Raw genomic sequence first — 17,245 nt, forward strand, 5'->3', positions numbered from 1 at the left:
CGCGTGCAGAAGCGATATCGCACGTTCTGCAGCGGGCGCACGCGACTTTGTGTCTGCTCGCCGAGAAGGGTTACAGGCGGCCCGCGGCCTTCATCGCGAGGTAGTGGTCGGCCAGCGCCGGTGCCAGGTCCTCGGGAGGTGCATCGACGACGTCCACGCCGGTGCGCCGCAGCCGGGCCGCGATCGAGCGCCGGTCGTTGCGGGCCCGCTCCGCGGCAGCCGCGTCGTACACCTGCGCTGCGTCGGCACGTCCGGCCGCCAGCTTCTCCACCCGCGGATCGGCCACCGCGGCGAGAAGCACCTCGTGTTTGACCGCCAACTGCGGCAGGATGCCCATTAACCCCTCGTCGAGCGCCGAGGCGTTGAGATCGGTAAGCAACACCACGAAGGCACGACGGCGTACCCGTCGCTGTACCGCTGAAACCATTGCCCGAGCGTCGGATTCGACCAGGGCCGGCTCCAGCGGGGCCATCGCCTCGACCAATTGGGCGAGCAGTTCGGTGCGCGACGCGTTGAAGACACCGGCGCGGGTCACCCGGTCGTGGGCCAGGAAGTCGACGTGGTCACCAGCCCGAGAAGCCAACGCCGCCAACAGAAGCGCGGCATCCATGAACCAGTCCAGCCGGGGCCAGCCCGCGGGATCGTTCGCGGTCGGGTCCACCCCGACGCGGCCGGCCGACGTGCGTCCGGTGTCGAGCACGATGACCACCCGCTGGTCGCGCTCCGGGCGCCAGGTGCGCACCACCACGTCGGCGCGCCGGGCCGTGGCCCGCCAGTCGATCGAGCGGACGTCGTCGCCGATGACATACTCACGCAGCGAGTCGAACTCGGTGCCCTGCCCGCGGATCAGCACCGGGGTGTTGCCTTCCAACTCACGAAGCCTGGCCAGCCGCGACGGGAGGTGCTTGCGTGAAAGGAACGGCGGCAGGATCCGGATCTGCCCGGGCACCCGGTGCGACCCCTGTCTGCCCGCCAGCCCCAGCGGTCCCACCGAGCGCGCGGTGACCAGATCCGAATTCTGATCGCCGCGACGCACCGGTGTCAGTGTCGTGGTGAGCCGAACCCGTTGCCCCGCCGCCACATCCACAGCATGGGCGCGGGGGTGTGCGCGCCCGCTCGGGGGCCACGCGTCGCGGATCGCACCACGCAGCCGGCGCCCGCCGAGGTTCTCGACCAGCAATACGGCGTCCACCGACTGACCCAACCTCGCCGCCGCATCGCCGGACCGTTCGAAGCGCAGTCGACGCGGGCTGCCCGCCAGCGCGACGTCGATCCCCACCGCCAAGACCAACGCGGTCAGCAGTACCACGAAAGTCGCTGCCGGCCACGGGGAAAATGCGATCGGCAGAACCAAGAGAAGTGCGACCAGGCCGGCGCGGCCGGTGAGAACCACTAGCGCGGTACCGGCACGGCTGCCAGGATGCCGTCCAGCACACCGTCGGGGCTTGCGCCCTCGAGTTCGGCCTCCGGGCGCAGCTGGATCCGGTGCCGCAGCGTCGACCGTGCCATCGCCTTCACGTCGTCGGGCGTCACGTAGTTGCGCCCGGACAGCCAGGCCCACGACCGAGCGGTCGCCAGAAGCGCCGTCGCGCCGCGCGGTGACACGCCCAGCTGTAGCGACGGTGAATGCCTTGTCGCCGCCGCGATGTCGACGATGTAACCGAGCACCTCATCGGCCACCAGCACCTGCTGCACCGCTTCGCGCCCGGCGCGCAGATCAGCGGCACCGGCGACGGGGCGCACCGCGGACAGGTCGCGCGGGTCGAAACCGCGGGCATGCCGGTCCAAGATCGCGATCTCCTGTTCACGGCCGGGCAGCGGAACGTTGAGCTTGAGCAGGAACCGGTCGAGCTGCGCCTCGGGCAGCTGGTAGGTGCCCTCGTACTCGATCGGGTTCTGCGTGGCCGCGACGATGAACGGGTCGGGCAGCGGCCGGGCTTGGCCTTCGACGCTGACCTGACGTTCCTCCATGGCCTCCAGCAGGGCGGCCTGGGTCTTGGGCGGGGTCCGGTTGATCTCGTCGGCCAACAACAGGTTGGTGAACACCGGCCCGGAGTGGAACTCGAATTCGGCGGTGCGGGCGTCGTATACGAGTGAACCCGTCACGTCACCGGGCATCAGGTCCGGGGTGAACTGAAGGCGTTTGAAGTCGAGCTGCAGGGCCGACGCGAGGGTGCGCACCAACAGGGTCTTGGCGACGCCGGGCACCCCTTCGAGCAGCACGTGCCCGCGGCACAGCAGCGCGATGACCAGTCCGCTGACGACGGCGTCCTGCCCGACGACGGCCTTGGCGATCTCCGTGCGCAGCGCCAGCAGCGCGTTGCGTGCTTGTTCGGATGCGGCCGTCGGGCTAGCTGGCTGAGTCACGACTGTGCGACCTGCCTTTCGATGTTGTCGAGTTCACGAGCGAGGTTTACCAGGTTGGTGTCGTCGGCCGGTGGCGGCCCGAACAGCGTGTGCGCGACGGACTGCGGTGCCAGCGCGCAGCGTTCGGCGATGGTCTGCACGACCGCGGGCGGATCGGCTTCGTGGGCGAGACCGAGCCGGGGCACGACCCGCTGCAGGGTGGCCGTTCGCAGCGCTTCGGCGGCGCGGTCCCGCGAACGCGTCGAGCGGTACAGCCTGCCGAGGCCTTCGACGGTCTCTGAGGCGCGCACCACCACAGGCAGTTTCTCCGCGACCAACGGGCCGATGCGCCGGCCCCTCCAGAACGCGAGCAGCACCACGACCAGGCACAGCTGCCATACGATCCAGTTCACCCGGTCCGGGATCAGGTCGAAAATCGATGCTGCCCCGTCGGATTCACCTTCGGGGTGCTGCGGGGCATACCAGATCATCCGCGGATTGGTGCCGACGAGGTTCATCGCCAGCGCGGCGTTGCCTTCTTTGAGCAGCTGCGAGTTGGTCATGAAGTCGGCGGTGCTGACCACGGTGATGTCGCGTCCGTCGTCGGTGTAGCGCACCAGCGCGCCGTCGTAGCACCGGGTCACCGCGACGTCGCCGGACGCGTCGTAGGTATCGCTGATGCCGAACTGCGCTGCCCCGGCGCGGGTGGCCTCCCGCAGGTCGCAGTCGGGCTGATCGCTGCCGTAGTCCGTCGTTCCGCTGCGTTCGACCTGCGGAGCCAGGACCTCGCGGGTCCGCGATATCGGTTGGACGACAAGCCGATCGCCGGGGAGGTCGGCCAGCCGGTGCAGGATGTCGCTGTCGACCAGGAAATAGGTCTGCACTACCACGATCAGCGTGTCGGGCCGGGCCGCGGCTTCCACCGCGGCGATGTCGGATGCCTCGACGACGTCGACACCGCGTTCGCGCACCAGGGTGACCAAGGCCCGCGCGCCGTCGGCCGATGTGGACGTGGGATCCATCCGCCCACCCGGTGTCGGGGTGGTCAGATACGTGGTCAGCAGCGCGAGGGCGACGATGACCAGGAGCGCGACCACCACCCACCGGGCATTGCGCAACCGTTGGCGCACCGTCGGCGCCACCGCGGTATCGGTCCCGGCCCGGCCGGTGGTCATCGCACCTCCGCCCAGCTGTCGGAGGTTGTCGGCGTCGCCGGCCCGTCGGCGCCTGACGCGGGTCGGACGCGTCTGAGCCGGTTGTCCAGGTCGACGGTCGCCTGGTAGGCGTCCTCGGTTCCCGGTCGCTCGCCATAGGTGACGTCGTTGAAGGCGGTTGCGGCGGTGCGCAGTTCGTCGGCGAGCTCCGGTAGCGCCCGGCCGGCATCACGGGCGAGTTCGGTGGCCGTTCGGCCGGGGACCGGGTCGAGCACCTCTGATTCCTCGAGTTGACGCGCGACGGCACGCACCCGGTGACGGATCGCCGGGGCCCAATTGCGCGCGGCGGCAAACTGTTCGGCCGTGGCCCGGTGCTGGGCCGCGCTCAGGTCGTGCTCTGCAAGCACCGCGTAGTCGCCGCCGCGGGCAGTGCGCATGGTGCGCCGCAGGATCCGCACCGCGACGATCACCGCCACCGCCAGCAGGATGGCAAGGACGGTGATCGTCAACCAGCCACCCGGTATCGACGAGGCGTCGCTGACCAACCGGTTCAGCAGATCGTTGAACCAGTCGCCCAGGCGCTCGGACAGTGAGGCCTTGGGATAGATGGGCTTTGCGAGTTCGCGCTGCGCGGCTTCGTGGGCCGCATCGCGGTCGATGTCTATTGTCGGCACGTCAGTTCTGGCCGGTCAGCCACAGATGGTCGGTCGACTCGGGTGGGGCGCCGGGGCCGTAGCCGGCGCCGGTCTGCAACACCAGATCGAACGCCTCGGTACGGATCCGGCTGTCGGTGTACTGCAGCACCACCACGCCGGCGTTGAACGGCGCGGTGATGATTTGGCTGATCGCGCCGCCGACGGACAGCAGCACCAACGCGATCAATGCCATCGCCGTGGACGAGGCAGCCATCATGAGCATTTGACCGCCGACACTGAACGGGACCGTGACTGCCACGGCGATCATCTGGGCGACGACGGTGGCCAGCAGCCGGATGCCCAGCACCCGCCAGAAGTTCGGCTTGACCAACCGAAACGACCGCAGGACGGCCGCGACGACGCCGTAGCGCTCCAGCACGATGATCGCGGGCACGAAGGTCAGCATGGTGCCGAGGTAGATCAGCGCCGCTATGAGCGCGAACACCAATGGGACGCCCAGCACGACCGCCGCCGGGCCGCCGACCGCGTAGCCGATCCAGGCGATGATCCCCACCACCGCGGCGATCAACAAGACGGCGCCCAGCACTTCGAGCACCGAGAAGCCGATCAACGCCCACAGCCGTCCCCGAAGTCGTTGCCAGGCTTGACCGATGGTGATGCCCGCGCCGAACACCGCACGGCCCACGACGACGGTGAGCAGGCCGCTGAGCAGGATCGCCGACAACCCGGTGGCAACGCCCCCGGCGACGCTCGACAACGTCGAACCGAGCAGCAAGTCGGTCGACACTTCTTCGCCGCTCAGTGTCGGATTGAGTTTCCCCGCGACGGCGAGTGGACCCACCGACAGCGCCAGGGCGAGCAGTTGGGTTATCACCACCACCACGGTGGTCAGACCGAGGGTGGCCTTGGGATTGGCGCGGATATAGGTGATGGCGCCGTTGAAGATGTCGGCAAGGGTCAGCGGCCGCAGTGGAATGACGCCGGGCTTGAGCGGGGGCGGCGGGCCGTAACCTGGCGGGCCGTAACCCGCCGGGCCGTAACCCGCCGGGCCGTAACCCGGCGGCGGATATCCGGGCGGGCCACCGTAGGGCGGCGGGTAGCCGGGGGGAGGGGGATAGCCCGGCGGCGGGTAACCCGGCGGCGGATATCCGGGCGGGGGATAGCCGGACCCCTGGTAACCCGGAGCCGGTGGGCCAGGCATGGCGAAACCACCGGCATCGGTACTCATGGCCACCATCCTGTCGGCCGAGGCGCGAATTGACAACGTCGTCGGGGCGTCGGCCAGCCATCCGGCGTAGGTTTGGCCCATGCCGGAAAGCCCCTCGCTGAAGAATCGGTTGCGTGCGGACCTGACGGCCGCGATGAAGGCACAGGACAAACTGCGCACCGCGACGCTGCGGATGGTGCTCGCGGCGATCGGAAAAGAGGAGGTGGCGGGCAAACAGGCGCGGGAGTTGACCGACGACGAGGTGCTCAAGGTGCTCGCCAAAGAGTCCAAGACGCGTGGTGAAGCCGCCGAGATCTACACCCAGAACGGGCGTGGTGAACTGGCCGCCAACGAACACGCCGAGGCGCGGGTCATCGACGAGTATCTGCCCACCCCGCTCACCGAGGCCGAACTGGCCGACGTCGCCGACACCGCGATCGCGCAGGTCGCCGAGGCCATCGGGGAGCGGCCCACCATGAAACAGATGGGCCAGGTCATGAAGGCCGCGACGGCCATCGCCGCGGGTAAGGCCGACGGCGCGCGGCTCTCGGCGGCGGTCAAAGCCAGGCTGTAGCCCGTTTTCCGGTTGGTCCACCGGGTACCCGTTATGTCATGACGCGGTTCGGATACACCCTGTTGACAGAACAAAGCGGTCCCAAAGAGCTTGTCCACTACGCCGTTTCGGCGGAACATGCCGGTTTCGACTTCGAAGTGAGCTCCGATCACTACTTCCCGTGGCTGTCCTCGCAGGGCCACGCGCCGTACGCGTGGTCGGTGCTCGGTGCCGTCGCGCACGCCACCGAGAAGGTGGAGTTGTTCACCTACGTCACCTGCCCGACGATGCGCTACCACCCCGCCATCGTCGCGCAGAAGGCCGCCACGCTGCAGATCCTCGCCGACGGGCGGTTCACCCTCGGGCTGGGCACCGGGGAGAACCTCAACGAGCACGTGGTCGGCAAACGCTGGCCGACGGTGGCCCGACGCCAGGAAATGCTGCGCGAGGCCATTCAGATCATCCGGGAACTGTTCACCGGTGAGATGGTCGACTGGAAAGGGGAGTACTTCGAGGTCGACTCGGCGCGGTTGTGGGACGTGCCCGACACACCGGTGGGCATCGCCGCCGCCGTCTCCGGCGAGCGGTCCGTGGAGACGTTCGCCCCGCTGGCCGACCATCTGATCGCGGTCGAACCCAACAAAGACCTCGTCGACGCCTGGCACGACGCCCGGCGCGCCACCGGCCTGCCAGGCGACGTGCGCGTCGTCGGGCAGATCCCGATCTGCTGGGATCCCGACCGCGACGCGGCCGTGCAGCGCGCCCACGACCAGTTCCGCTGGTTCGCCGGGGGCTGGGCGGTGAACTCCGATCTGCCGACGACGGCCGGGTTCGACGGTGCGACGCAGTTCGTGCGGCCCGGGGACGTCGCCGAATCGATGCCGTGCGGACCGGATCTCGACGCGATCGTCGACGCGGTGAGCAAGTACTGGGAGGCCGGATTCACCGACATCGCGATGGTGCAGATCGGCGACGAGAACCAGGACCTGTTCCTCACAGAGGCGGCCGGACCGCTGCTGGAAAAGTTGCGAAACGCATCGGGCTGAGCCTGTTTGGCTGGGTCGGCCCGGGGTACCCGGGCCCGACCTGAACATCCACAAGCCGGGAGGCGCCCATGTTCGTACACAACAAAGATCTCCAATTCGAGGTTCGGGTCGAAAGGCCAGACCCTCGCTTCGCGACGCTGCTCCAGGAGCAGTTCGGCGGCGCCAATGGCGAACTCAAGGCCGCGATGCAGTACTTCACCCAGGCGTTCGTGCTGCGCCAGAAGAACCCGAAGATGTACGACCTGTTCATGGACATCGCCACCGAGGAGTTCAGCCACCTGGAAATGGTCGGTTCGATGATCACGATGTTGCTCGACGGCCTCAACGACGACCTGAAGATGGCCAACGAACGCTGTGACTGGATGCCCGCGGTGGCCAGCCGCGACGGTCGCGACGAGATCATCCACAGCGTCGCGGTCAACCCGCTGTTCTTCACGCTCAGCGGAGGAGGACCCGACGTGAAGGATTCCGCCGGTGTCCCGTGGCAGGGCACCTTCGTCAACGCCAACGGAGATCCCACCGTCGATTTGCGCAGCAACCTGGCGGCCGAATCGCGCGCGAAGATCGTCTACGAGTACCTCAAGCAGTTCACCGACGACCCCGGTGTGCAGGACACTCTGACGTTCCTGATGACACGGGAGGTCGCCCACTTCCAGCAGTTCACCGCCGCGCTCAACGAACTGCCGGTGAACTTCCCGCCCGGGCAGCTGCCCGGCGACGACCGCTTCCAGAACGTGGCCTTCAACATGTCCAACGGCGCGGGCTCGGTACGCGGACAGTGGAACGAGGGCCAGGGACCGTGGCCAGAGGGCATGAAATGGGAGTACGTGGAGAAGCCGGAGGACCAGTGGCTCGGCACCAAGAAGCGGGAGAACAAGGGCGACCAGCGGTGCCCTGAGGGTCAGCCCGCGGTGCAAAGCGAGAAGCCGTTCACCCACGAGCAACACACAGCGACTTCCTGACCGACGGTGAAAGGCCGGTGCCCAACGGGCACCGGCCTTTTCACGTCTCTACTTGATCTGGGGGTCGGGCGGGTTCTCGGCTTCCCGGCCGCTGGCGGCGTCGCGGATGTGGTCGACCATCGCAGCGCCCATTCCCATCGTCTTCTGCACGATCGGATTGGCGGGGGTGTCCGGGTGTGGGCGCGTCGGCGCCACCTTCTTGGCCGCTTCCAGTTTGTCGCCGAGCTTTTCGCGATCTTCGCGGCTCACCGCGGCCTCGAACTTCGGCCACACCACCTCCTGCTCGTAACGGATGTGCTCACGTCCGAGCTTGACGAACTCCTGCAGCGCCTGGTGGTAGTCCTGCTGACCGGGCTTGCCGTCCTCGAGGCGTTGCAGAAGTTCCTTGCCGGCCTGCTCCTGGTCGACCGCCTTGTCGGCAAGTTCGTCACCGTCTTCCAGCGCGTCGCAGAAACGTCAGTGCGTCCATCTTTTGCCTCTTGCCTTTCGAGAGTCACAGTCCGCTGCGCATACCCGGGGCCAGGCGGTTGAAACAGCCCCGCGGCGGGTAGTTCGACCGATGAGGAAAGGACTTCGATGCCGCGCGGAAAAGGGATTTACGACGACGAAGGCGCCGACGAGCCCAAGGGCGGTCGGCCAGGCCCGAAAGACGAAGGCGGCGAAGGCGGTATGGCTACTCGCGAAAACGCGCCGGACGTCGCCGAATCCGGTGAGGAACCCACCGCCTGAGCGTCGTCACTGCGCGTCGCGGCCCTGGCGGCTACGCCGGTAGGCCGCGCGCCGAAACTCCCCGAGCCAGCGGGGAAGCAGCGTGACGTCGGGGTCGCTGTGCATCGTGGGATCGAACGCGACGTCGTCGCTGCTCGGGTCGGCGTGCCGAAGCGTCAGCCGTGCCAGCGGCCTGAACTCGCCGGTGCCCGCGGCCTGGTCGATATCGAAAACCAGTCCGTCCGAATCGATTTGCTCACTGATCGTGTCCAGCGACAAGCCACGCCCTTCGAACTCGGTGGTTAGACGTGCCCGCACCCACCACGCCGAATCCTGGTATTGCAGCGGCATCAGGCTCGAAAACGTCGCGCCCTGCCACGCGGTCACCGGCGAGAGCACGATGCGGCTGTTGGCCACGGTCGAGGCCAACAGCACATCCCACGGCCCGCAACCGCGCAGATCCTGCGGCGGCGGCATCCGCCACGCCAGGCCCGCGACGTCGGGCAGCGCGCCGGGCAAACCGACGCCCTTGGACACCCTGCCGATCACGTCGCACGATGTCATCGGCAGGCCCTCGCCCTCCGGGGCGATTCGCTCGAGAAGACCCTCGGCCATCACGCCGTTGGGGTGGAACAACCGGCGGCCGCGAAGGGCCGCCCCGAGCCGGACCGGTAACGCGGCGATGTCAGAAGTACGCACGCAGATGGTGTGCCCGCGCGGTGCGGGGACAAAACCGGGTTTTAACCGGCCCCAGACAGGGCATTAATTCACCGCTAGTGCTGCGACGCCGCAGCGAACTTTGTCGAAAGGCCGATGTGACTACCGCGTACACCGACCTGAGTAGCCCGGTCGTCGCCGAGGGTGTCTACGCCCCGCAAGAGGACTCCCAACTGCTCATTGATGTCATGGAGAAAACCGGCCTGGCGCTGGGGCAGCGGGTCGCCGACCTGTGCACCGGCTCGGGGGTGGCAGCCATCGCGGCCTGCGAGCAGGACGCTCAGGTGGTCACCGCCTTCGATATCTGTCCGCGTGCGGTGCATTGCGCGCGCACCAACGCTGCAGCCGCGGGCGTCGACGTCGACGTGCACCTGGGCTCGTGGGCGCGTGCGGTCGAGTTCGGGCCGTATGACCTGGTGATCTGCAATCCGCCGTACGTGCCGCACGACCCGAGCCTCGACGGCGCGGTGCCGTCACACGTCGGGCCGGCCAGGGCCTGGGATGCCGGTTTCGACGGGCGCCTTGTCCTGGATCCGCTGTGCGCGGCGGTGCCTGCGCTGCTCGCCGACGGTGGTTCGTTCCTGGTCGTGCAGTCGGAGTTCGCCAGCCCGCGCCAGACGCTGGGTGCGCTGGCAGCCGCCGGCCTGGATGCCGAAATCGTCGCCTACCAATGGATTCCGTTTGGTCCCGTGCTCACGTCACGGGCCGAATGGTTGGAGCACACCGGCCGCCTCGACCCGGGTCGCCGTGAAGAGGAGCTCGTCGTCATCCGGGCTGACAAGCCATGAGCGACGCGCAGCCGCGCACGGTGCGGATCGTGCCATCAGGTCCGGTGCTGGTGCAGGGCCCGGTGCGCATCGAGATGCCCGACGGCAGCGTGGTGGAATCCGACCGGTTCATGGTCGCGATCTGTGCGTGCAAGCGCAGCAAGAACTACCCGCTGTGCGACACCAGCCACCGGTGCCGGCGCCGCGCCGAGTCGCCCACCAAGTCGTCAGACAAGCGGTCGGCGTAGCGACGAACGGTCATCGGTCCAGCACTCCATCAGGTGGTTGGCCAGCCGTTCCTCCACGACCTCGCATGCCCGCATCCCGAACACGACATCGCGTTCCAGCTGTGGTTCGCCGGCGACGAGATCGCCGACCACGTCGGTGCGCACCACCTGCTCGTGAACGGCATCGGCCACCACGTGCTCCTGGTAGAAAGCCACACACGGTTCGGGAGCGCCCATCCGCTCGAGGGCCTGCACCAGCCGTCGCGAACCCGGTGAAGACGTGATCTCCGTGGCCGCGAAATGCCCGATCGTCGCCCCGCGTAGTTCGCGGTGCAACCCGAACAGCGACATCAGGTTGACTGCGGCCAGGGCTTCGGCCGAAACCGTGTCGAGGTAACCGAGGTACGCCCGGTCCAGACCCGCGGCATCCATCAGCTCGGCGTACAGGTGCTGATGGACGTGATCGCCACGGCCGCCGCCGAATTCGTCGAATTCGACCGCGACGAAGGCCGCCTTGGCGTGGCCGGCCAGCCGGGGGATCGCCCATGCGTGCGGATCGCCCTCTTTGAGGTGGTAGACCGAGCGGTGCACGAAGTACTCCTGCATCTGCTCCCAGGTGCCCTTGTCGCGCAGGTAGTAGGACGGGCCGTCACCGTCGACCGGTTCGACCGACAGCTTGTCCATCTCGGCCGCGGCGGTGTCGTCGGCCGAAATGGGGCCGACGTCCTGGCGCACCGCGCCGAGGAACGCCTCTTCGAGGCGGCCACGCAGATGTAGCAGCGAGGGATTCCACTCCCAACGCGGGCTGACCCCGGCGAAGCCGCGGTAGTGCAACTCGTAGCAGACATACAGTGCCAGTTGCATGTCCAGCCCGTACGGTGCGGCCTCGGCGACCGGCACGTCGATCGGCCGCACGTGCAGCGCGGGCCGGTCCCGGCGCAGCAGGTCGATGATCGTGGCGGACAGCGGCCCGACGGCCTGGGGCAGCGCAGGTTCGACAAAGACCGAAGGCATGGAAGACGTGGTCACGGCCCTTTCATTCCCCGCATCGCCGCCGGTCAAACCCGTTTAAAGACGCAAGTGACCGGGTAGCCGACTTGCACTGGCCGCGGGTCGAGGGGATGGGAAGATGTTCGAGCTGGATGTGCTTCTGGCGGTCTATTTCTGCGGCTGGGTCGTCGTCACGCTCGGGCTGTACCTTGCAGCAAAGCGGCTGGCTGAACGCGGGACAGCGCCGCCCCCCGCGCTGGGGGTCAGTGTCATCGGTGGTGCGCTGTGGCCGCTGCTGCTCGTCGGCGTGGTGGAAGCCAGTTCCATCGTCGTGTTGACCAAGGTCGGTGGAAAGACGACACCGGAGATCGGCGTGCTCGCATAGGCGTCCCGACTGCTTTTCCCCGGAGCCCGATTCTCTAGCGGGGGATGTCATCGGTGGTGAGTGGGTTGTCTCCGGTGTCGAGCAGGAAGACCGCGAGCAGTTCCGCGGGTTCGGTGGCACTGGCGTTTTCACTGACCGCGTGGTGCGCGCCCGGGGCCTCTCGCCACGTTTCACCGGCGTGATAGACCCGCGCCGGCTCGCCGTCGACCTGGCTGCGGATCGCTCCGGAAAGCACGTAGGCCATGATGAACGCCGACTTCGCGTGGTGATGAGCCGGGCTCTTGGCGCCTGGCGGATAGCTGACCCGCACTGCTTCAAGCGATTTGCCCGCCACATTGGTGGGTTCGTTGAAAACGGTGTCGACCAACACATTTGGGTCTGAATTCTGCGATGTCGGCTCTGCGTGGGCCGCAGGCGTGACCATCGCGGCGGCCGTCATTGCGACGATGAATATTCTCAGCGACACTGGTTCAGCCTTCGGTTACGCGCAGGATCGTCTTGCCGGGGACACGTTTGGCCGGAGCGAACGCCGCGGGGGCTTCGGCCAATGGCAACACGGCGCTGACCGGCGGTGTGAGGCGTCCATCGCGTACTCGCGCGGCCAGTTCGGTGAGCTGGGCGCGGTCGGCCTCCACGACGAAGAATACTGTCCGCCCGTCGCGCGGCCGCGTTTCTGAGGGCTCGGCGACGGTGACCAGTGTGCCGCCCGCGCGTACCAGCGCCGCCGAGCGGGCGAGGACCTCGCCGCCGAGCACGTCGAACACGAGGTCGACTTCTCCGGCGTCCTCCAGGTTTTCGGTCTCCAGGTCCAAGAAGGTGTGAACGCCGAGCGCGGCCGCACGGTCCCGATGTGCGCCGCGGCCGGTGCCGATGACGCGGGCGCCGACCTCACGCGCGAGCTGCACCGCGACCGACCCGACGGCACCGGCCGCGCCGTGGATCAGGACCGTTTGCCCGGTGGCGAGGCGGCCGTGATCGAACAGGCCCTGCCAGGCGGTCAAACCCGAGATCGGCAAGGCGGCGGCCATGGTGTGGTCGATGTCGATCGGCAGCGGTGCGAGGTTGCGGGCTTCCACCGCGGTGTACTCGGCCAGCGAGCCGTTGCGGGCCCAGTCGGCCAGCCCGAACACCCGCTGCCCGATGCTCAGACCGGTGGTGCCGTATCCCAACTCGACCACGACGCCCGATAACTCGTGGCCGGGCACGCTGGGGGTGCGGTCGCGGCCCGCGCGGTCGATCCACGTGTGCGGCCAGTCAAGCTCACCGGGCGTGAAGCCTGCGGCGTGCACCTGAACGACGACGTCGTTCTCGCCGGTCTGGGGATAGGGCAGGTCGGTCAGCGACAGGCCGGCGACTCCGGCGTCACGATCTGAAACAGCGATGGCTCGCATCAGACGTCCTTCCTAGGGTTGTTGGTTGCCAGGTCCGCAGGGGGTTGCGGACGTGCGCTGACGAGCTCCAGCCCCAGGTCACGGACCCGGTCGAGGAGTCCGTGCAGTTGTGACTGGTCCCGGATCAGACCCGTGAACACGGTTTCTGTCGCGCTGGTCTCAAGACGCATTCCTTCGAATGCGGACTCGAGGCGCTCGGTGGGCCCGCCGCGAATGCAGATCCAGTACATCGTGGGTTGCATCGATCCTCCGCTCGCCATCTGCTGCAGAGAGCATGTACGGCGGTGGGGTGAGGTGTCATCACCCGACGGCTGATTCACCCGGGTGAGGAGCCCGGCCGGTGGGGCAGCGGCCCGCGGTCTCGGCCTCAGACTCACGCGCGGGATCGCCAAGCGCGTCCCCTGCCTGTGTGACCGAGAGTACGGGTCGGCGAGAAACCGTGCCACAGAGCACTTCTCGCCTGATCCCTCACCCGGGTGAATTCGGCGCCCGGATGACGACAACTCACCCGGCGCGGCCAGATAGTGGTCGCTGATCCACGCCGCCATGGACTGAATCGTTGACAGAGCCCACGGCGACATCGAGACACGAACGGAGACCCCATGTCACGCAACCTGGGCACCGGCACGATGGCCGACGCGTCCACCGGCTCCCGGACCACGACGATCGCGGCGCTGGTCGCCCGTTATTGCCTGGTCATCGTCATCGCCTGGTTCGGCCTGATGAAATTCACCTACTACGAATCCCACGGCATCTCGCCACTGGTCGCCAACAGCCCCTTCATGAGCTGGATCTACGACATCATCTCGATCAGCGCCTTCGGTCGGCTCCTGGGACCGGTGGAGCTGATCACCGCGGCGCTGCTCGCCGTCAAACCCTGGTACCCCAAGGCATCGGTACTCGGCGGCCTGATCGCATCGCTGTTCTTCTTGACCACCCTGAGCACCATGATCACCACCCCCGGCATCGGTGAAGCGTCCGCAGGCGGCTTCCCTATCCTGTCGGCCAACGGCCAGTTCCTGATGAAAGACATCGCACTGTTCGGCCTGTCGCTGTGGTTGCTCGCCGACGCGTTCGAGGCAGCACGCCGACAGAAAACCACCACCGCCGAACATGCCGGCATCTCCCGCTGATGCCGCGTACGACGAAGAGGACGGCGTCCATGCGCTCCTCCTGCCGCACACAAGGGCAGCGCAGGGCCTGACATGACACCGTCAGCGTCAGACCATTACGACCTCATCGTCGTCGGTGGCGGCTCCGGTGGATATGTCGCGGCTATCCGCGCCGCCCAACTCGGCATGACCGTCGGGATAGTGGAGGAGCGCTACTGGGGCGGGGTCTGTCTCAACACCGGGTGTGTCCCGTCAAAAGCGCTGCTGCGCAACGCCGAAATCGCCGCCATCGTCACCCAGCAGCCCGCCCTCTTCGGCATTTCCGGTCACATCAGCCTCGACTATGCGCGCGCCGTTTCACGCAGCCGCGAAGTCGCCGAGGCCCGGGTCCGCGGAGTGCACTTCCTGATGCGCAAGAACAACATCACCGAGATCGACGGCCACGGCCGTTTCATCAGCCCGCACCGGATCGAAATAGACCTGCGTGACGGAGGCAAAAGGGTCCTGAGCTTCGACCACGCTGTCATCGCGACGGGGTCACGCGTGCGGATGCTGCCCGGCGTTGTCCTCAGCGACAACATCGTCACCTATGAACAGCAGATTCTGCGCGCCGATCTGCCCGAGTCCATCGTGATCATCGGCGCGGGTGGCATCGGTATGGAGTTCGCCTACATCCTGCACAGTTACGGCGTACGCGTCGAGATCCTGGAATTCGCCGACCGCGCCCTTCCCAACGAGGACGCCGCTGTGTCAGCTGAGCTACAGCGGCACTTTCGGCGGCGCGGGATAACCATTCACACGTCCACCCGTGTGGCCACCGTCACCGACCACGGTGAGTGCGTCACCGTCAGCTACACCGGCGTTGACGGCACGTACGCCACCACCAAGGCTGCGCGGGCGTTCATCTGTATCGGGTTCTGTCCCAACGTCGAAGGAATCGGTCTCGATGTCGCTGGAGTGCGTGTCACCGCGGCCGGCGCTGTCGACATCGACGACTACATGCGTACGTCCGCCCCGCATATCTACGCCGTCGGCGACGTGACCGCCAAAGTGCAACTCGCCCACGTCGCGTCCGCACAAGGCGTGGTGGCCGCCGAAACCATCGGCAACGTGCAGACAATGCCCTTGGACTACCCGATGATGCCGCGAGTGACGTTCTGCCAGCCGCAAGTCGCCAGCTTCGGGCTCACCGAAGAGCAGGCCCGTGCGGCAGGTCACCGCATCCGGGTCGCCACTTTCCCGATGCGGGCCAGCGCCAAAGCGCACGGCCTCGGAGAGCGCGGCGGTTTCATCAAGATGATCGCCGACGACGAACACGGTGAGCTGCTGGGCGCGCATCTGGTGGGCAGCGAGGTCAGTGAACTCCTCCCCGAGTTGACGCTGGCCCGGCTGTGGGATCTCACCGTCACCGAACTGGCACGAAACGTACACACCCATCCCACCCTCGGTGAAGGGCTCCAGGAATGCTTCCACGCCCTGACCGAGGGGGCCATCAACCTGTAGGGCGACCTCGGCACGCGATCAGACAGCGAATCAAGGAGGAGCTGTGTCACCGGTAAACGACAACAACCCGGAGCAACCAAAACCGTTGATCGCATTGGCGGCTCGGCATGGTTGAGCATCGTCACGTCGACATCGACCCCGTGTCACGACATATACGGACCCGCCGACTGCTGCTGCGGCCATGGCGCCTTGACGACGATATCGCCGCGTGCGCAATATATGGCGTCGACGAGGTAGCCCGCTGGTTGTGCCCGGCACTGCCCGGCCCGGTCGATCGCGGCGACATGCGACGCATGTTGAGCGCCTGGATGGCAGAAAGCGACGCGGCCGGGCTGCCGTTGGGTCGGTGGGCGATCACCGACAAGCGATCTGGACAGGTGCTCGGGGGAGTGGCGCTGCTGCCGCTGCCACCGGGCTGTAGCGACCTCGAGATCGGTTGGCAGATCGCCCCGGCGATGTGGGGTCATGGGTACGGCGCGGAGGCCGGTCACGCAGTCGCACACCAGGCGTTTGAAAACGCCGGCCTCAGTGAGGTGTTCGCGGTCGTGCGGCCCGACAATCGCCGTGCGGTGGCCACGGCACGGCGCGTGGGGATGGAATGGGTCGGCGAAACCACCAAGTACTACGGGTTATCCCTGCACGTCTATCGACTGAGGAAGGCGGATCTGGATCTTCCGGAGCCGGCCTGCGCCGATGTCACGGAGCCGACAACGTAGCCCGGGTCACCGCAACGATGTTGCGATGTTGACCTCCGAGGTCAAGGTCTGGTGAACAGGGCAACGTTCGGCGATGCGGAGCAGCCGTTGTCGTTGCTCGTCGTCCAGGGCGCCGACGAGTTCGATATCCCGATCGATATGGTCGATCAGTCCGGTGGTGGTTTCGCATTCCGCACAGTCTTTGGCGTGGATACGGCTGTGCCGCAACGTCACGCGAACTTGTTCAAGTGGCCAGCCCTTGCGGGCGGCGTACATGCGGACCGTCATCGACGTACATGCGCCGAGCGCGGCCAACAATAGATCGTAGGGTGTCGGACCCGCGTCGTCGCCGATCGGGCGCGGCTCGTCAGCGAAAATCCGGTGGTGTCCGGCGTCGATCTGCTGTGTGTAGGTGCCAGATCCGGCTTCTGCGACGGTCACGGTGCCCTCGGACTGCGCTGTGTCAGAGCCGTTCTCGTGTGTTGCCATGGCCATTCTCCCTGGTGATGTGAACCTCGAATAGTGGGGCCGTCTCTGAAGGGTTGCACACCGGGCCGGTCCCCCGACGAACCCGAGTCAGCGCATCGGCGCATCCGTTTCAGCCAGACGATCGGCCTCGGGCTGCGGCTGTACGCTGATCAGCTCGATGCCGAGGTCGCGCAGTCGTTCGAGGAGGCCGTACAGCTGCGATTGGCAGGTGATCTCTCCGGTGAAGACGGAGTCGCCGTCGCTGGCGTGCAGGGTCATGCCCCCAAGTGCTGTCGACAGCCGCTCGGTCAAGCGGCCCCGGACACAGATCTCGTAAACCATGCTTCGCTCAACCCTC

22 protein-coding genes and 1 pseudogene are annotated in these 17,245 nt (G+C 67.2%); 10 read left to right on the forward strand and 13 right to left on the reverse strand.

The features are described 5' to 3' along the window. Positions 1-70: 70 nt before the first annotated feature. The 5 genes from K3U96_RS02285 to K3U96_RS02305 are packed head-to-tail and all read right to left on the reverse strand — an operon-like array spanning position 71 to position 5,384. Complete coding sequence (locus K3U96_RS02285) at positions 71-1,393, reverse strand: DUF58 domain-containing protein (RefSeq protein WP_220691931.1); 1,323 nt, start codon at positions 1,391-1,393, stop codon at positions 71-73. After that, a complete protein-coding gene (locus K3U96_RS02290) occupies positions 1,393-2,367 on the reverse strand; it encodes an AAA family ATPase (RefSeq protein ID WP_069404552.1) in 975 nt (324 codons plus the stop codon). Before K3U96_RS02290 ends, K3U96_RS02285 begins: the two co-directional genes overlap by 1 nt. Next, positions 2,364-3,521 carry a DUF4350 domain-containing protein gene (locus tag K3U96_RS02295; RefSeq protein ID WP_220691932.1) on the reverse strand — a complete coding sequence of 386 codons (1,158 nt, stop codon included), beginning with the start codon at positions 3,519-3,521 and terminating at the stop codon, positions 2,364-2,366. Before K3U96_RS02295 ends, K3U96_RS02290 begins: the two co-directional genes overlap by 4 nt. Further along, the gene (locus K3U96_RS02300) at positions 3,518-4,174 is read right to left on the reverse strand and encodes a DUF4129 domain-containing protein (RefSeq protein WP_220691933.1); all 657 of its coding nucleotides are present in this window, start codon (positions 4,172-4,174) and stop codon (positions 3,518-3,520) included. Before K3U96_RS02300 ends, K3U96_RS02295 begins: the two co-directional genes overlap by 4 nt. A 1-nt stretch (position 4,175) precedes the next feature. Continuing rightward, positions 4,176-5,384 (reverse strand): ABC transporter ATP-binding protein, encoded by a 1,209-nt coding sequence (locus tag K3U96_RS02305; RefSeq protein WP_220691934.1) that lies wholly within the window; start codon positions 5,382-5,384, stop codon positions 4,176-4,178. A gap of 79 nt (positions 5,385-5,463) precedes the next feature. Between K3U96_RS02305 and K3U96_RS02310 the strand changes: the two genes are divergently transcribed. The 3 genes from K3U96_RS02310 to K3U96_RS02320 all read left to right on the forward strand — a co-directional run bounded on the left by K3U96_RS02310 (position 5,464) and on the right by K3U96_RS02320 (position 7,924). Further along, positions 5,464-5,937, forward strand: a complete 474-nt coding sequence (locus tag K3U96_RS02310) for a GatB/YqeY domain-containing protein (RefSeq protein ID WP_069404549.1) — start codon at positions 5,464-5,466, stop codon at positions 5,935-5,937. A gap of 38 nt (positions 5,938-5,975) precedes the next feature. Then, positions 5,976-6,962, forward strand: coding sequence for an LLM class F420-dependent oxidoreductase (locus tag K3U96_RS02315; RefSeq protein ID WP_220691935.1), 987 nt, complete (start codon positions 5,976-5,978; stop codon positions 6,960-6,962). A 68-nt stretch (positions 6,963-7,030) separates the two neighbouring features. After that, the gene (locus tag K3U96_RS02320; protein WP_220691936.1) at positions 7,031-7,924 is read left to right on the forward strand and encodes a manganese catalase family protein; all 894 of its coding nucleotides are present in this window, start codon (positions 7,031-7,033) and stop codon (positions 7,922-7,924) included. Positions 7,925-7,972: 48 nt separating this feature from the next. On the opposite strand, the pseudogene K3U96_RS02325 reads toward K3U96_RS02320, so the two are convergent. Next, positions 7,973-8,371, reverse strand: a pseudogene (locus K3U96_RS02325) (hemerythrin domain-containing protein); the annotation flags it as partial. Positions 8,372-8,500: 129 nt separating this feature from the next. On the opposite strand from K3U96_RS02325, the gene K3U96_RS02330 reads away from it, so the two are divergent. Then, entirely contained in the window at positions 8,501-8,653 is a 153-nt protein-coding gene (locus K3U96_RS02330; protein WP_165614106.1) for a hypothetical protein, read from the forward strand. A gap of 6 nt (positions 8,654-8,659) precedes the next feature. Here the strand turns inward: K3U96_RS02330 and K3U96_RS02335 are convergent, their stop codons facing one another. After that, positions 8,660-9,331: a phosphodiesterase gene (locus K3U96_RS02335; protein ID WP_220691937.1), complete on the reverse strand. Its 672-nt coding sequence runs from the start codon at positions 9,329-9,331 to the stop codon at positions 8,660-8,662. Positions 9,332-9,447: 116 nt separating this feature from the next. On the opposite strand from K3U96_RS02335, the gene K3U96_RS02340 reads away from it, so the two are divergent. Further along, positions 9,448-10,137 carry a HemK2/MTQ2 family protein methyltransferase gene (locus K3U96_RS02340; RefSeq protein WP_220691938.1) on the forward strand — a complete coding sequence of 230 codons (690 nt, stop codon included), beginning with the start codon at positions 9,448-9,450 and terminating at the stop codon, positions 10,135-10,137. After that, positions 10,134-10,364, forward strand: a complete 231-nt coding sequence (locus tag K3U96_RS02345; RefSeq protein ID WP_220691939.1) for a CDGSH iron-sulfur domain-containing protein — start codon at positions 10,134-10,136, stop codon at positions 10,362-10,364. Before K3U96_RS02340 ends, K3U96_RS02345 begins: the two co-directional genes overlap by 4 nt. Here K3U96_RS02345 and K3U96_RS02350 read toward each other — a convergent pair. Next, positions 10,344-11,357, reverse strand: coding sequence for an iron-containing redox enzyme family protein (locus K3U96_RS02350; protein WP_220693366.1), 1,014 nt, complete (start codon positions 11,355-11,357; stop codon positions 10,344-10,346). The genes K3U96_RS02345 and K3U96_RS02350 overlap by 21 nt on opposite strands. A gap of 115 nt (positions 11,358-11,472) precedes the next feature. Between K3U96_RS02350 and K3U96_RS02355 the strand changes: the two genes are divergently transcribed. Next, positions 11,473-11,718, forward strand: coding sequence for a hypothetical protein (locus K3U96_RS02355; RefSeq protein ID WP_220691940.1), 246 nt, complete (start codon positions 11,473-11,475; stop codon positions 11,716-11,718). A gap of 34 nt (positions 11,719-11,752) precedes the next feature. Here the strand turns inward: K3U96_RS02355 and K3U96_RS02360 are convergent, their stop codons facing one another. Genes K3U96_RS02360 through K3U96_RS02370 form a run of 3 tightly spaced genes read right to left on the reverse strand, consistent with a single transcriptional unit; the run spans position 11,753 to position 13,351 of the window. Further along, positions 11,753-12,157: a cupin domain-containing protein gene (locus K3U96_RS02360; RefSeq protein ID WP_230982341.1), complete on the reverse strand. Its 405-nt coding sequence runs from the start codon at positions 12,155-12,157 to the stop codon at positions 11,753-11,755. Positions 12,158-12,188: 31 nt separating this feature from the next. Beyond that, positions 12,189-13,109, reverse strand: a complete 921-nt coding sequence (locus K3U96_RS02365) for an NADP-dependent oxidoreductase (protein WP_220691942.1) — start codon at positions 13,107-13,109, stop codon at positions 12,189-12,191. Then, positions 13,109-13,351: a DUF8691 family protein gene (locus K3U96_RS02370; protein WP_220691943.1), complete on the reverse strand. Its 243-nt coding sequence runs from the start codon at positions 13,349-13,351 to the stop codon at positions 13,109-13,111. The genes K3U96_RS02365 and K3U96_RS02370 overlap by 1 nt, the downstream gene beginning before the upstream one ends. A gap of 360 nt (positions 13,352-13,711) precedes the next feature. Here K3U96_RS02370 and K3U96_RS02375 point away from each other — a divergent pair, with 360 nt between their 5' ends. The 3 genes from K3U96_RS02375 (at position 13,712) to K3U96_RS02385 (ending at position 16,440) form a co-directional block, all read left to right on the forward strand. Continuing rightward, entirely contained in the window at positions 13,712-14,242 is a 531-nt protein-coding gene (locus K3U96_RS02375; RefSeq protein ID WP_372514902.1) for a YkgB family protein, read from the forward strand. Between the two features lie 72 nt (positions 14,243-14,314). Beyond that, on the forward strand, positions 14,315-15,724 hold the full coding sequence (gene lpdA / locus K3U96_RS02380; RefSeq protein WP_220691944.1) for a dihydrolipoyl dehydrogenase: 1,410 nt from the start codon (positions 14,315-14,317) through the stop codon (positions 15,722-15,724). Between the two features lie 107 nt (positions 15,725-15,831). After that, positions 15,832-16,440, forward strand: a complete 609-nt coding sequence (locus K3U96_RS02385) for a GNAT family N-acetyltransferase (RefSeq protein WP_220691945.1) — start codon at positions 15,832-15,834, stop codon at positions 16,438-16,440. Between the two features lie 6 nt (positions 16,441-16,446). Here the strand turns inward: K3U96_RS02385 and K3U96_RS02390 are convergent, their stop codons facing one another. Together K3U96_RS02390 and K3U96_RS02395 are read right to left on the reverse strand one after the other, a co-directional pair. Beyond that, a complete protein-coding gene (locus K3U96_RS02390; protein ID WP_220691946.1) occupies positions 16,447-16,908 on the reverse strand; it encodes an OsmC family protein in 462 nt (153 codons plus the stop codon). Between the two features lie 87 nt (positions 16,909-16,995). Beyond that, positions 16,996-17,229, reverse strand: a complete 234-nt coding sequence (locus tag K3U96_RS02395; RefSeq protein WP_220691947.1) for a DUF8691 family protein — start codon at positions 17,227-17,229, stop codon at positions 16,996-16,998. Positions 17,230-17,245: the final 16 nt, after the last annotated feature.

It is taken from the genome of Mycolicibacterium holsaticum DSM 44478 = JCM 12374 (assembly GCF_019645835.1).
Lineage (GTDB): Bacteria > Actinomycetota > Actinomycetes > Mycobacteriales > Mycobacteriaceae > Mycobacterium > Mycobacterium holsaticum.